Below are 15717 nucleotides of genomic sequence, written 5' to 3'. Positions count from 1 at the left end.
TATGAACGATAATTTTAAAATCTCAGATAAAGAACTTCTAGACGCAAGGAATACTATTTTTAAAAATTATGGGATCCCCGAGCTGGAAAAGAACGGTTACATAAAGTCGCCATTTAAAACTTCTTGGTTTGGACAGTACGATTCAAATATTCGCGGTTACTCTTATGAATTATGCAAGTTGACAGATCAAAATAAGTTGCATTTTATTAGTGCTAGTATGCTCAAAGGCGAGAAACGCATAAAAATCACCTTAAATATTTTTGAACTCAACGAAAAATTAAATTCGGTTGATGAATTGAAAGATAGCGAGGGAATAAACTTTCATCTTCCGCCTAATGATTCAACTAAGATGCGATTAAGAAGCGACGATTATAAAGGTCCTCCTTTGTTTTATATGTTATTTCTACCAGAATATAAACTGGGGAAAATCAATAGTCAAAGTAGTTTCGACAAAGAAGTCAGTAAATTAAGCGATTTGATAAAAAAAGATATGGCCAATATTGACTCTTTTGAAAAAAGATGGCATGAATTACATAAACCATATATAACGGACAAAGAAGGTAACGTAGTCAAATAAGACTAATGTTTCCAAATTTGATTAGCATTGAAATTGTCGTTATATTATATAATTACTTTTAAATTATTTAAATATGAAAAAAATAATATTACTTACTGTTACGATATTATTTGCTACAACTGGACACGCTAAATTTATCAAAGCTGTTTTATTTATGGAAGACGGATCAACAAAAAAAGGTCTTGCCGAAATGGTTGAAAGTGATGATTCTAAGGTCTATTTCAAAAATGATGAAGAAGCAAAAAAAGAAAAAATTGAAAGTGTCAATGTCAAAAAAATTGAATATACAAATGGAGAAAGTAAAAAGTATATAGCGGAACGATTATATGCCACAACAGCTAATATTTTAACAGGCAAATTTTCGAGATCTAAGAAAAAACTGTGGTTTTACATTGTTTATGATAAAAATGTAAAAATAGGTGGTATTGCATCGGAAGGTGGAAGTCGGCCAAATGCAGGTGGTACAAGTACTGTAGTTACTATTGCCAATACAGCCTATTTTTTTGGTAAAAAAGACAGTGAAGAATTAGTATTTGGCTATGCTACTACAGCATCAAATGGTTTAGCGATAGGAACAAATTCATTAATTAGAAAAATGTCAAGAGAGGCTTTTGCAGATTGCCCAAAACTTGTTGATGCAATTTCGAAAGAAGATTTTAAATCGGGATCTGTCATGGATCAATTAAAGGCTATTTTTGAGAAAATAAAATGCAAGTAAATTTATAATTTACAACAAAAAGGTTGCTGATTTATACTTTATAAGTAGTTAAATCGTAATAGAAATACCGAAGTTGACCAAAAGAATGAGTGCTATAAAAAGATGAATTACAATGCAGATATTTTAAAAGAAGACACTTTAAAATTAATTAAAAAATACAAAATACTTACTTAGAGAGAGCGTTATATTCATATCTTCTAAGTCCAGTTAATATGAATAATATTAATGACGATATATTAAAGCGATTAGATTATTTAGATATTTTTTATAATGATAACAATCTGTCTTATAATTACACTCCAACTGATGGTACAAATGGAGAGCCTGAAATATTGGAAAAATTAACGGAGGCCGAAATTGAAATTGAGAATTCATCTAAAGAAAAGTTCTGGACGTCTGCAGAGGAAAGTTCGTATAAAGAAATTTCTAATTTTAATTGTTTTGAGGACAAAATTGTAAAAGAAGAAGATTATTATAAAGTATATATAAATGATCCATTTTACAATATAGAAGGTTGGATAAATTATTATAATCATTTATTGGAAACAAAATTCGAAAGTTTCGACAAGATATTACAGAATGGAAAAACTCAAATAAGATACAAGCATTTTCAAAAAGACTATTTCATAGGTTTTGAGGTTAATTATAGCAAAACGATTAAAGAAATGAAGCATGGTGATTGGGAGACACCCCCTTTTAATTTGATTGTATTTAAAGTTAACGAAAAATTTAAATTAAAAGAAAAAAGTAATTTGGGCATATTTGGACATCCTTACTTTCATCAACCAACGTATAATTTTGGAGGTTACTTTGCTATAAAAACAGTTAATCGAGTTTCGCCTATGGAATGGGTCATTGATCGAGGAACAGATAAAGAATTTATAGGAAATGGGATGATTAGATTATATAATTCAGAAATATTTGGAGAGGACTTAAAAAAACACGCATTTTATTATTTTGACATGTTAAGCAAGACAACCAATGACTATATAAATAGTTTACTTAAAATGAATTTATTTGAATAGTAAAAATCCAAAAATGATATTTTTAGTATCATACATACCCTTAGACTCAATCGATATTCCGGAATTTACGGCAGACTAATCCAAAGTAAATTATTAAAAACCCAAACCACCTTAAGGTTGGCCAAGAAATCAAGCGTTTAATGCGCAGGCGAGTGTACCAGAACAACCAGTACAATTTGGTTCACCTGTCGAACTTACAACTTTAAAATCAGGCGAAGGTTTTACTTTAATTGTTTGCCAGAGAATGATGTTTTTTATTTCCATCCAGATTATTTAGGCTTAACTTCTTAAATGACTGTAAATGAAGGGGAATAGAATACTATCAATTTATTATAAATAAAACGTGTGTTACGGAAATCCGTAATAATATTTTTGGAAAGTTTAATATATTTGAAACAATGAATGATAGATATCAAGATATAATCGACCGGGAAAAAGCCAAATTAAATTTAAAATTAGCTGAAATTAATCATAGCCATAAACGTACTATGTTTACTATCTACGCAACTTTTTTAATTGTTTTAATTTGTTTGATTTGTTTTTTTTACCCCAGTTTTAGATTAATATCGTAGAAAATATTAACACTCCATTTTTTTTATTTAAAGTTTGCCATCAGAAATTATTATTTATAGTGCTAATCAAAGTAATAGTCTCACTTAAATTATTTACCGATATGTCAAATAAGTACTGATTAACATCAGTTAACAATAAATGCTAAAGCGCTGTAAACTTAATGTTTACAGCGCTTTTTCTTTTGATGTCTTTTTTGATTCTGCTGTTTTTTAATCATTTTTTATCATATATTTGTACCACATTTGTACCGGAGGAATAAACCAGTTTTTTGCATCATTTGAGTAACAGGTAATAATCAAAAAATGGAAATGGATGATGAGATAATGCTCAGGAAGTAAAGGAAATTGATGGTGGATTTGGTCCATTATTCTATGCAGCGGCCCTTTTTGCACTTGGAGTGTATAATGGATATAACTCAGTTAATTAATACTAAAATAAACTTATATGGAAACTATTGATTGTCAGGTCGTTGAGTTGTAGAAAGAAAAAGTAAGCAACATTGAAGGAGGTTTTGAGGTTTTTTCAATTGCAAAGGGAGCTGCAGGAGCTATTTATGGTGCAGGATATGCTGTAGGGCAAGCTCTACACCATATGCTTAATTAATGATAAAAGAACAAACCTGCTATTTTGGTAGGTTTGTTCTATTATAAAATTTGATACGTAAACTAAAATATATTTAAAATGAAAAATAATTTATTTAACAAAACTTATTTAGGAACAAAAGATAAAAAATTTGCAGCTATATTTTATGCTGTATTGATTTCTGTTTTTTTAATATATTTTTCAGGGAAATTTGCTGGTAAGGCATTATATTATTTATTAAACTAGATGTATTTAGAAGATAAAAAGAGTTAAAACTTGAAGTTATTCTTTAAGTCTGTTATTCTGCTTAGAGAATTTCTACTTAATAGTTAGCAACTATTCTTTGGAGAATTATTGCGGATTGTTTTTTGAACAATCCGTACTTTTTTAGTGAATTTTGATTACAAAAATGATGTTATGTACTTTATTTAAATTAACATTAAAACATTAAAATTATATGAACTTTAGTTCAGATCCAGTAAACACCCTTGAAAATCTTATTGCCAAAAATAAAACCAAAAACTTTTCTATTTACCTTTTAATCTTATTAATTCTTATTGTTTTCTTGTCTCTTCTTCCTGTAATCAAAGTAGATATTAGTAGTCAGAGTCGCGGTATTATTCGTAGTAAAACGGATAATGTGCCTGTTATGGCAATTGTAAGTGGCCGTGTTAAATTGACTTTATTGAAAAACAATGTTTTTGTACAAAAAGGCGATACACTTTTAAAAGTTTCTAAAGAGAATCTAGAAAGTGATAAAAGAACTCAGGATTCATTATCAGGTTCTGTTTCAGCATTGCTAAATGATGTTTCAAACCTTCTACAAAATAAAACGAATCATTTGCTAACATCTTCAGCGCGAGAAGATTTATTCAAATTTAAATCAGGAAAAAGTGAATTGCAAAGCAAAATTTCACAGGCAAAAATAAATCATGACCGTAATAGAATCTTGTATGATAAGGATATTATTGCAAAAGCTGATTTCGAAAAAATCGAATCTGAATTGCATTTCAATAAACAAGCATTGCAAAGTTATATAAGTCAGCAGAAATTGACTTGGGAAAATCAGAAAAGAGATTTAGAAGAACGTTTGAAAAATTTGAACGGAATGGTTTCTAAAATAAATATTGAATCGAACAATTATATGATTTTGGCTCCTATTTCTGGAACTATAGAGAATTTTTCAGGCATTCAGACAGGTTCTTTCATTAATGCATCACAATCTATCGCAAAAATTTGTATCCAATAAATGAGGGTAAAATTTATATTGGAGGCTATGATACTCAATTTATACATTATAAAAGCCTAAGACAATTAGTTGGAGTTATACCACAACAGCTTAATTTGTTTTCGGGAAATATAATTGAAAATATTGCTTTAGGAGATTCTTTTCCAAACATTAACAGAATACTAGATTTATCGCGACAATTAGGTATTACCGAATTTGTAGAAAAACTACCTAACGGTTTTGAAACGCAGATTGGTAAGAATGGAACAATGCTATCCGGTGGGCAAAAACAAAGAATTGCTATTGCCAGGGCATTATATAAAGATCCTGAAATTTTATTAATGGACGAAGCTACCTCTGGATTAGATACAAATTCTGAATTGATAGTAAAAAAAGTTATTGATGATTTCAAAAAGCAAGGTAAAACTATAATTATTATTGCTCACCGGCTTAGTACAGTTGCAAATGCTGATGAAATATTAGTTATGGAAAATGGAAAAATCATTGAATCGGGTAATCATCATATTTTATTAGAGAAAAAAGGAAAATATTATGATTTATGGAAGAAACAAAGTTTAGTTTAAGTGGAAAACAAAATTTACCAATTGTTATCAATGTATGGTCAATGGGTATTCCGGAGCAAACTGAACAGTTCATTCCGGAGTAAAGTGAACAGTCCATTCCGGGCAAAGTCAATGTTGATTGTGAATGATGTTTATCCATACGCACCCAATTGCTACCCTTTTTCTTTTACCCGAGACCCTGTATGCTTTTGTTTTATTTCAGGAGCAAAGGTAGTCCGTGTCGATAAGCCAAAGCAAGGCCGGGCCTTTCAGGTCTTGCCAAAAAATCTCCACCCATGCGGTTTTTTCAGCTCATAAGATACCTTTATAAATTTGCAACAATGCTATCTTTTATTAATAAATTATCTCCAATATCTAAATCCTGACCTTCTTTAATAAGAGATTCAATCTCCTGGTATTTTCGATTTTCTTTAGAACGGATAACAAATTTGATATTCTTTTGAGAAAAATCTTTCATCACCCGAGTTGATTGAAGCCCTCTGTCAATAATGTAAATATTACGATGATCAACATCTTTTTTTACTTGCTTTAAAATAGCTTCAGGAAGGGCGTTTTCCTCAGAAGCATAATTCTTAGTGTTAAATATTTCAACGCCAGCAGGAAGAATTCCATCAAATGAAATACTGAATTTTATATTTTTCTTGCCCGTCTTCATATCTATTCCTTCTTTGAGTCTTCCAGCTGCTTCAGAAACAATTGTACTATCTATACTCATTAGATTGTATTTATCTCTTTCTGACTGATTATAACTTTCAGAAAACTGATCATACATATATTCAAAAATTTCTTTAAAATAACTAGAGTCAATCTTAGATAGCCTCTCAGAAATAGAGCTTCTTCTAACGGTTTCTGATTCGTCCAAATTAAAAAGGGTTTTAAAACCTGAATAGTTAAAAGTGTCTTCTAATGTCCGCTGACTGAGTTTTTCATTGTCTAGAATAGCATATAGAAGTAGGTAGAAAACTTTTTTACCATGAAGTACTTTAGAATAGTGGTCTACTTTCGTGCTAGTAGAAAGATGTGACAGGAGTACTTCAGGAATAAAACCTAACAACTCATTAACGGATACTTTGTGGTCTTTAAAATTGGCCATAAACTACTAATTTACAGTAATAAATATACATAAAATCAATAACTTAAACAAGAAAATTCTCATTAAATAATACAAATAAAAACCAATATTTTAAAAATATAAAGCAAAAAAAAGTCGGAAGAATGATCTTCCGACCATGACTGACTAATACTTCTGTTTTTTAAATAGAATAGTATTTAAAGGATTATAAATAATAGGGCTATTTACATAATAACCCTATACATACTTTCGTTTATTGATAACTAATTCAGATACTTAAAAACTAAGTAGTAACGAAAGGTGTTTTTAATACTATTTTTTAGGTTTAAAAATAAATTCAAAACTTTGAGTATCTTTCATCAGAACTTGTGCAAACTTTTGGATGTCTTGCGTAGTTATTGAATTTATTAAGTCAAGATTATTTTTCGGGTCGTTTTTATTGTATCCTTCTACATTGAAATCATACAGTACATTCAACTCGTAACCTGTGTATTCCTTTTCTTCTTTTAGTTCTTTAAGGTAACTTGTGACTACTTTTTTTAAATCGTTATTATCAATTTCATTATTTTCAATTTTTTGAATTTCTTTATAAACGATGGCAACTAGTTTATCGACTTTATCAGGATCACAATCAAAATACACATAAAAATTAGCTATTTCTTTTGGCCTTTTAGACAAAGAGCTGTATACACTTGCTCCATATGTGCCACCTTCTTGCTCTCTTAGGGTCTCCATTAATCTAAGTTCCAGAATGTCTTGAAAAGCTTTTAATAGGTACGTGTTTTTTAAGCTGTAACCCAATGGCTTTTTAAACGAAATACGAACCGTTGCTTTTGGGTCTTCCATTGCAATGAATATTTCTTTTTTATTAGTGTCTTTCAACCAAGCAACTGAATTATCTTGCCATTTTTCTTTTTTATTTGTGGTGGGTAAACTAGCAATGTACTTCTCTAATAGAGGTTTAAGGTCTTTTTTTGAAAGATCACCTACTATCGAAAAAGTAAAATCGGCAGGGTTTTTAAAACGTTCTTTGTATATGGATTTAATTTTTTCGAACGAAACCTCTTTTATATATTGCTCATCAAAAAGACGCATTTTTGTATTGTTGAATCCATATAAAGACGTCGTGATACTATCTTGCATTTTATAAGCGATATCATTTTTTCTTTGAGTTAAGCTATTTTGTAAATTGTTTTGTAAAACCTTAAAACTGCTTTCGTCAAAACGGGGTTTTACAAATTGCAAATGCACTAATTGAAGCATAGTTTCGACATCTTTAGTAGTAGTCATTCCCGAAATATTTTCTTCTAATGCTGTAATTTCTACTCTTGTATTAGCATTTTTTCCCGCCAGAATTTTAGATATATCTGTAGCGTTATAATCTCCTAAACCAGACATTCTTGCTAAAGTACCCATCATTGCTGCAGAAGGAAGGTCGGAATCTTTGATCACAGAGTTACCTCCAAAGCTTACTGCTTCAAGTAGTACGTTGTTTTTTTCAATGTCTGTAAATTTGTAATCTACAACTACGCCGTTGCTTAATACAAAACGAGTTGAACCTAATTCCTTGTTATTTTTTTCAGATACAATTTTACCTGATTTAATCTGAGTACCTGAAATCAATGTTTTGCCAACAAATTCATCTTTATAAGCTATTATACTAACGTCGTTTTCAACTTGGTTAATAATTTTTAAAGCTTCATCCAGCGAAAGATTATTTTCATTTTCGACTCCTGTAACATCTAAGACTCTGTTTTTTGCAGTGTATAATATTTTAACATGATCATTTAAATCCTGAGGAGTCATTTCATTAAAAATAATTTTAATGATATCAAATTCCTTTATAATGTCAGTAATAGCCTCATTTTCCAGATAGTTCTTCTGAATTGTGTTGACTATTTCTGCGTGAGGAGTCTGGTCAATTTTACTAATTTTAGTTTGATAAAGATTAGTATAATAAGCTTTAGTTCTACCAATTTCTTCTTGCGTAAAAGCAAATTTTACGATACGATTTAATTCTGTCAATGCAGCTTTAAATGCTTCTTGTTGCTGATTTGGTTTTGGAGAGATTAGTAAACCAAAGCTATTATTTGCTCTCGCTAAACTGGAATAACTGCAACTTGCTGAAACAAATGGAGCCTCTGGTTTTTGAGAAATCTCTCTAAGTCTTGAATTTAACATTCTTAAAAGCATTCCATTAAAAAGCGATTCTTTTAAATCGGCTACTGTTTCGTCTTTTAAGGATTTGGGCTGATTGATTGTAAAAGAAATCGTTGAGGTAGCGACTTCTTGATCGGTTCCTAAATTATAAAGCATATTTTCATTATCCGGAATTTCTGTAATTATTCTTTGTGCCGGATTTTTTATCCCGGGGATTGGACCAAATAACTTTTCTATTTTTTGTTCTATTTCTGCTACATCAATATCACCAACTATTGCAATGGCTTGCAAATCTGTTCTGTACCAATCGTGGTAAAAATCTCGTAACGCTTTGTACTTAAAATTATCAATTACAGTCATTGAACCAATTGGCATACGATCAGCATATTTGGTCTTATTAAACATCGTAGGCAATGATTTCTTGAAAAGACGCATATACCCATTTTGTCTTGTTCGCCACTCTTCTTTAATTACGCCACGTTCTGAATCTATTTCTGACTCTGTAAGAGATAAACCATCTGCCCAATCATGTAAAATCAATAAAGAACTATCTACTAATCCGGGTACGTTTGTGGGGATATTGTCCATGTTATAAACCGTTTCGTCAAAAGCTGTATAAGCATTAATGTCTTTTGCGAAAACTGCTCCATGTTTTTGAAGTGTATTCAAAATGCCTTTTCCCGGAAAATTTTTAGTTCCATTAAAAGCCATGTGTTCTAGAAAATGTGCAAGTCCTTGCTGGTCATCATTCTCTAAAATAGAACCCACATTTTGAATAATGTAATAACTCGCAACATTTTTAATTACATCTGTTTTATAGATATAATACGTCATACCATTTTTTAAAACTCCTTTTTTAATTCGGGTATTTACCGGAAGCGGATCGTTTAATTTTAGTTCTTGTGCTGTAACAGTATGCGCTGTTACTAAAATAAAAAATACAGTTAATAAATTTTTCATGTTTTTTTATATAATTACGTTTCCTGCCCTGATTTAACGTAAATTTTAAAAGGGATATTATTTATACATTTTTTCGAGATAAGCATATTAACCTTTTAATAATAAACTATTTTCTACAGAGATTAATGTTTAAAAAATGGAAACAAAAATGAATTGAATTTAATAACCAGAAAGACCTTTTCTCTGATTATTAAAGCTAGTTTTTAAAAAGTTATTTAAATATTAAGAGATTTTAAGATCTCGACTAATTCTGGCTCTGATGGTCTTGGAGCATCGGAATTGACAATTTTTCCTTCTTTATCTAAAATAATAAAACGTGGAATAGCCTGAATATAGTAAGCCGCTATAAATGATGATGCTATCTCTTTGTCTGCCAAAAGCTGAATTCCGGTCAAACCTTGTGCTTTAATCATGTTGCGCCATTTTATTTCATCTTTTAAACGGTCTACAGATATGCTAACAAATTTTATGTTCTTACCGTGAAATTGTTTTTCTACTTTTGCAATAAATGGCATTTCGTATTTGCATGGTCCGCACCATGTTGCCCAAACGTCAATAAAAACAAAGCTTCCTCTGAAATCTTTAAGAGAGGATTTTCCTTCTTTGTAATTAATATAATTTTTAAACTCTGGTGAAGGCATTCCTATACCTAATTCACTTTTATTTCTTTGTTCATCTGTATATTGCTGAAGAAGACCTTTTGTCAAGTTTTCAAACATTTTTAATTGGATGGTTACAAAATTAGGATCAAGATCTGATTTTTTTTGCTTTAGTAGTGACGTGAAATCAGCTGAAAATTTATTTATTTTAGCATCAAAAACTGTTTTTTCTAAGTTTAAAAACTCCATATAATCACTCCCATATAAATCTGCTTCCAGTTTAGATTTGGTTCTTAAAAAGTTGTTTTCTTTTTCTCCTTTTCCGCTGATTGTGATGCTTTTATAAATGTTTTTTGCATCAAAATTAATTTCTAAATTCATATCATTTATAAGATATACATTGAAGAACTTATCATAAAAAGTATTAAATAATATGGGTTTATCCAATTTTAAGGTATCTCTATATGTTCCGTCAGCAGCTACTTTTATTGTAACGCTTTTTGAACTAATGGGATCAAATAATCGTACTCCTAATCCTTCGATTGGATTTTCTATTTTTCCGTGTACTATTGCATACTCTTTTTGCGCTATTATTTTTTGGCAAGAAAGCATTACAACTAGTAATGCCAATGCTTGTAATTTTTTCATTTTTTTAGATTTATTAAATTTAAGTTTAAGAAATGAGCGTGTATCGATAATTTGATTATAGATTTATCTTTTTCGAAATAGGTACACTCTGCTTTTAGAATAGTGAAAAGGCTAGTAGCCTTTGTTTTGTGTGACTGTTTTATTTCCTGCTATTATTTGTAATGGTATTGGCAGAACAAATTGATTAGGAGATACCAAAGTAGCTTTGACTGATGATGCTTTAAGATTTCCAAGATTTACATATCGTACGATATCAAACCACCCTTCGCCATTTTCAAAAAATAGTTCTAGTAATTTTTCGTTGCGAATATCTTCTAGTAGAGTTGTTTTATCAGTAAGTTCTTTTTCGGCTACTCCTGCGCGATTTCTTATTTCGTTTAGACTTTCTAATGCTAAAGTTAGATCTCCACCTGTCTTACGAGTTTCTGCTTCAGCTTTAATTAAGTATATTTCAGCAAGACGCAAATGATACAGGGTATTTCCTTGAGATGCAATTGTGTTTAAAAATGGATATTTACCGTTTCCATTTGACTTTTTTGTGATGTTTGAGTAGGCAAACGCAAAACGTGGATCGTATCCTGAACCTGTACCTGACAAACTACCGTCATTAAAAGTTCCTACCTGAGCATCGGCTAAACTTTTTAAGGTTTGACTGTATGTTGTGGTGTTTACCTGATACATGGCTGTTTTTCCTTCATTATCCGGGCCTGTTATTGGAGCGAAAATAACTTCAGATGACTTGAAACTATTTTTAAAGATATCTGAATATTGTGCTTCCAACATGTAGCCTTCGGCATTGTTTATTACTTCATCTGCTAGAGTGGCGGCTTCTGTAAATTTTCTTTCGTACAAATAAACTTTTGACAACAGGGCTTTGGCAGCAAGACTTCCAGAATAAAAATGGTCTATGTTTACTGGCCCCAAAAGTGATGCGTATAGTAAATCATCTTCTATCTGTTTGTATACCTCTGCTACTGTATTTCTAGGTTTTGCCTCGAGTACAGTCGAGAAATTAGTTCTTAAAACTACTCCGTAAGAAGAATTTAAATCGTAGAATTCTCCAAAGTAACGCAACAAATTAAAATAAGTAAAAGCTCGTTGGAACTTTGCCTGAGCAATCATTGCTCCTTTTTTTTCTTCAGAAATACCAATGGCTTTTCCTGCTTCTAATTCCTGAATTAGGAAATTAGCAGAATTAATAATTTTGTAATGACCGCTATATAAATTCGTCAAAAAGATATTATCTACCGGGACTTCGTTAGTGTTAAATCCTTTACTGCCACTCATAAAACCCGAGATCAATCCTTCGTTGCCATAAGCTGCTAAATGCAAGGGAAAAAAGCTTACATCAAACTCTTTTCCTAAATCATAAACACCATTCAGAACTAATTGAGCCGAAGCCTCATCGCGTACAGTATTATCTGTTGTTAATTTATTATTGGGTTGTATATCGTCAATATTACAGCTTGCAGTGGTTAATGCTATTGAAAGAAGTAAAATCGTATTGATCTTTATAAAATGTTGTTTCATCATTTTTGAATTTAAAATTGAACTTGAACTCCTAAAGAGTACGACTTAGCTAATGGATACGGATCTTCATTGTTGATTTGATCTGTGATAGTGCCTCTTTCAGAGAAAGTTTCAGGATCAATTCCAGGCCATTTTGTCCAAGTCACTAAATTTGTGCCCGTTAATGTCAGTTTTGCGCTTTCTATACCAATTCTGTTGATTAGTTTTTGGTCGAAATTATAACTTAACTGGATGCTTTTTAGACGTAAATAAGACGTGTCATAAATGTATCTATCTGAAATTCTTCCATTAGATGATGGATCTGTATATACTGCTTTTGCATAACGAGCATTAGTATTTTCAGGTGTCCAGGTATTTAGGGCGTATTCAGTATATTTATTTTCTCCCAATGTGTTATAAATACCTGTTGGAATTGCACTCCAAATTGATTTCGCTCCTACAGAATATTGAAACAATGCATTTAGACTAAAATTCTTGTAAGCGAATGTATTTGATATTCCGCCAAAAAAGTCCGGTTGAATATTTCCTATTATCGCTCTGTCATTAGCATTAATCTGACCATCATCGTTAACGTCTTCCATCATAAAGTCACCAACAGTAGTTGAGGCTTTATCATAAATTCCTGATGGTGAAGCTGCATTTAAAGCATCAACTTCGTCTTGCGATTGGAAAATTTTAGCTACTTTATATCCCATAATCGTACCTACGGGTTCTCCTTCGATGTAATAATCTAATTGGTACGAATTGATACTGGCACCGTTTAATTTTTCGAGTTTGTTTCTGTTTAAAGACCAGTTAAAACTAGTTGACCAAACAAAATCCTGACTTCTGATGATATCGCCGCCTAAAGTGATTTCAATTCCCTTATTTGAAACATCCATGAAATTAGAGAAATAAGAGTTAGGTCCAAGTTCAAAAGGAATTGGTGTTTTTACTAAAGCACCGGTTGTTTTTCTATCGTAAATATCAAAACTTCCTTTTATGCGATTGTGGAAGAAACCGAAATCTAAACCTAAATTAACCTCTTTGGTAGTTTCCCATCCAATGTTTGGATTTGGGAAGTTGTTTTCTGGTACAATGGCCGAACTTCCGTTATAGATGTTAGATGCTGTGTTTTGAAAAAACTGTAAGAAAGCAAAATCGGAAACGTTAGTAGAACCCACTTTTCCAACACTCGCTCTTAGTTTTAAAATGTTGATGTTGCTTACATCAGCTAAAAAACTTTCATTATTAATATTCCAACTTGCAGACAAAGACGGGAAGTACGCTCTTTTATTATCTGGACCAAATTTTGAAGAAGTATCAGTTCTAAAATTTACAGTAGCATTATACAAATCTTTGTAACCATAATTCAAACGAGAGAACAACGAATACAATCCTGTTTCTACACGATTGCTGGCATATCCAATTACAGTTCGCGCTGATGTTGCATTGATTAAAACCTCGTCATCAGGAAAACCGCTGTATAAATGACTTGAATTATTAAAGTTTGTTTTATCCCAGGCAGCTCCTGCTAATGCACCGAATTTATGCTCTGAAATTTTAAAGTTGTAATTAGCAGTCAAATTCGTTGTGATATTAGACACTAAGCCATCTTCTTCATTTAAATAAGAATCATTAGGATAATATATAAAATCAGTTTCTGTAATTTTAGGAATAAACGAACTGTTTTTATTGTAAAAGACAGAAGCATTTACGTCTGCTTTTAACTTTAAATCTTTTAATGGCTCCGCTTCAATATAAGTATTGCCGATAAAATTATAGGCTTTGTTATTGGTTTTGTTACTCAATCGCATTAAAGGATTTGGCTCTAAAGTCATAAACCCATATTGATAATCCGGCTGACCTAACAATTTACCATTTTCATCTCTAACGGGTAAATCCGGACGAGCGCGAGCAATTGAAGTATTGATTGTAAACTGATTTAAAACATCGTTTTCTCCAGAATTAACCTCTGTATGACCAACATTTACAGAGCTTCCCATTTTTACGTGATTGCTTATATCAGTATCAAAGGAAATTCCTAAATTATATTGTTTCATTTTATCATTTATAGTTAAACCCTCTTGGTCTATAAATGAAGTGCTAAAATTATAATCTGTTTTTTCGCTGCCACCGCTCAAACTCAAATGAGCTTGTTTTGTTACAGCCATACTCCTAAAAACTTCTTTGTTCCAGTCTGTATTAGCATTTCCAAAATAATTATCGTTGATACCGCCATTGCTTACTTGGAAAGTATCGAAATCTAAATCTACTTTGGCAATATTTGCTAAATCGTAAGATAAAAAAGGATCTAGTTGACCACTGTTCATCGCATCGACGCTATTGTTAACCAATAAATTGTAGAAACTTTTATATTGACTTGAATTTAAAGCGCCGACTTTATTGATAGGCTGAGCAAATGTCGTTGCATAAGAAAAGTTTAATTTTGGAGCTTGATTTTTTTTGCCTCTTTTGGTTTTAATAATAATAACTCCATTAGCTCCACGAGAGCCATAAATTGCAGTAGCTCCGGCATCTTTTAAAACATCAAAACTTTCTATATCGTTAGGATTTAATGTGGATAGGGGATTGGCGCCTTGCAAAGCATCAATATTAAACGGCACACCATCAATTACAAATAAAGGCTGATTTAATCCGCCTCCTACTGAAGAGAATGGCGAAGTAATTCCTCTAATATTTATACGAACCGGCGCACCTGGACGCCCAGTATTTTGAGATACTTGAACGCCTGCTGCTAAACCACCCAATGCTCTGTCAAAACCTATTGTTCCTGTTGCTGCCTGCACGATATCTTTGGCATCTAAAGTAGATACGGCACCAGAGAATTCGTTACGTTTTTGCTTACCATAACCAACAAGTACAACTTCTTCGAGTTCATTTAGTTCTGGTGAAAGAACAATTTTAAAAGCAGTCCTACCATCAACTGCTACGCGTCTAGGTTCGAAACCTACTTGAGAGAAAATCAAAAATTTGGCATTGTAGTCAGAAACAAATTTGAATTTTCCGTCAAAGTCGGTAGTTGCTTCGTAATTCGTTCCTTCTATCATTACAGAAACACCTACTAACGGAAGCCCAGCTTTATCTGTAACAATTCCTTCTAAGTGTTTTTGCTGAACAGCTACGTTATTTTCTGTCTTTTTTTCGGAATTATTTATTTTTTTAAGAATAATTTGATTGCCCAAAATTTGATACGCAATCGTACTGTTGTTGAATAATTTTGATAAAACTGAGCTTAACTGCTCTTGCTTAACATTCAGAACAATTTTTTGGTTGATGTTTAATTCAGTTCGGTTGTAGAAAAAATGATAGTCAGTTTGTTCTTCAATAAGCTGAAGAACAGTAGTCAAACCTACCATTTTTACATCCATGGTAACTAAGTCTTTTTGTCCATAACAGCTCGATGCATTGACCTGTAATAGACTGGTAAATAAAAACAAGAAAGTTAATTTCATTTTTAA

Annotated in this window: 11 protein-coding genes; 6 read left to right on the top strand and 5 right to left on the bottom strand. The window is 31.5% G+C overall.

What is annotated here, in order from left to right:
* The first annotated feature begins 1 nt into the window (after position 1).
* From ACQKCJ_RS12600 to ACQKCJ_RS12575, 6 genes are all read left to right on the top strand, one after another.
* Positions 2-577, top strand: coding sequence for a hypothetical protein (locus ACQKCJ_RS12600; protein ID WP_271335321.1), 576 nt, complete (start codon positions 2-4; stop codon positions 575-577).
* Between the two features lie 73 nt (positions 578-650).
* Positions 651-1295: a hypothetical protein gene (locus ACQKCJ_RS12595; protein WP_271335322.1), complete on the top strand. Its 645-nt coding sequence runs from the start codon at positions 651-653 to the stop codon at positions 1293-1295.
* 212 nt (positions 1296-1507) lie between these two features.
* A complete protein-coding gene (locus tag ACQKCJ_RS12590) occupies positions 1508-2320 on the top strand; it encodes a hypothetical protein (protein ID WP_271335323.1) in 813 nt (270 codons plus the stop codon).
* A gap of 1254 nt (positions 2321-3574) precedes the next feature.
* A complete protein-coding gene (locus tag ACQKCJ_RS12585; RefSeq protein ID WP_271335324.1) occupies positions 3575-3721 on the top strand; it encodes a hypothetical protein in 147 nt (48 codons plus the stop codon).
* 211 nt (positions 3722-3932) lie between these two features.
* Positions 3933-4724: an HlyD family secretion protein gene (locus tag ACQKCJ_RS12580; RefSeq protein ID WP_271335325.1), complete on the top strand. Its 792-nt coding sequence runs from the start codon at positions 3933-3935 to the stop codon at positions 4722-4724.
* Entirely contained in the window at positions 4712-5287 is a 576-nt protein-coding gene (locus ACQKCJ_RS12575) for an ATP-binding cassette domain-containing protein (RefSeq protein ID WP_271335326.1), read from the top strand. The genes ACQKCJ_RS12580 and ACQKCJ_RS12575 overlap by 13 nt, the downstream gene beginning before the upstream one ends.
* 304 nt (positions 5288-5591) lie before the next feature.
* On the opposite strand, the gene ACQKCJ_RS12570 is transcribed toward ACQKCJ_RS12575, so the two are convergent.
* The 5 genes from ACQKCJ_RS12570 to ACQKCJ_RS12550 form a co-directional block, all read right to left on the bottom strand.
* The gene (locus ACQKCJ_RS12570) at positions 5592-6380 is read right to left on the bottom strand and encodes a transposase (RefSeq protein ID WP_271335327.1); all 789 of its coding nucleotides are present in this window, start codon (positions 6378-6380) and stop codon (positions 5592-5594) included.
* Positions 6381-6671: 291 nt separating this feature from the next.
* Positions 6672-9479 (bottom strand): M16 family metallopeptidase, encoded by a 2808-nt coding sequence (locus tag ACQKCJ_RS12565; RefSeq protein ID WP_271335328.1) that lies wholly within the window; start codon positions 9477-9479, stop codon positions 6672-6674.
* Between the two features lie 215 nt (positions 9480-9694).
* Complete coding sequence (locus ACQKCJ_RS12560; RefSeq protein ID WP_271335329.1) at positions 9695-10726, bottom strand: TlpA family protein disulfide reductase; 1032 nt, start codon at positions 10724-10726, stop codon at positions 9695-9697.
* A gap of 111 nt (positions 10727-10837) precedes the next feature.
* A complete protein-coding gene (locus ACQKCJ_RS12555) occupies positions 10838-12259 on the bottom strand; it encodes a RagB/SusD family nutrient uptake outer membrane protein (RefSeq protein ID WP_271335330.1) in 1422 nt (473 codons plus the stop codon).
* Between the two features lie 8 nt (positions 12260-12267).
* Entirely contained in the window at positions 12268-15711 is a 3444-nt protein-coding gene (locus ACQKCJ_RS12550) for a TonB-dependent receptor (protein WP_427402111.1), read from the bottom strand.
* Positions 15712-15717: the final 6 nt, after the last annotated feature.

This window comes from Flavobacterium sp. NPDC079362 (assembly GCF_050267765.1).
Taxonomy (GTDB): Bacteria; Bacteroidota; Bacteroidia; order Flavobacteriales; family Flavobacteriaceae; genus Flavobacterium; species Flavobacterium azizsancarii.
This window is presented reverse-complemented; position numbering and strand designations above follow the sequence as displayed.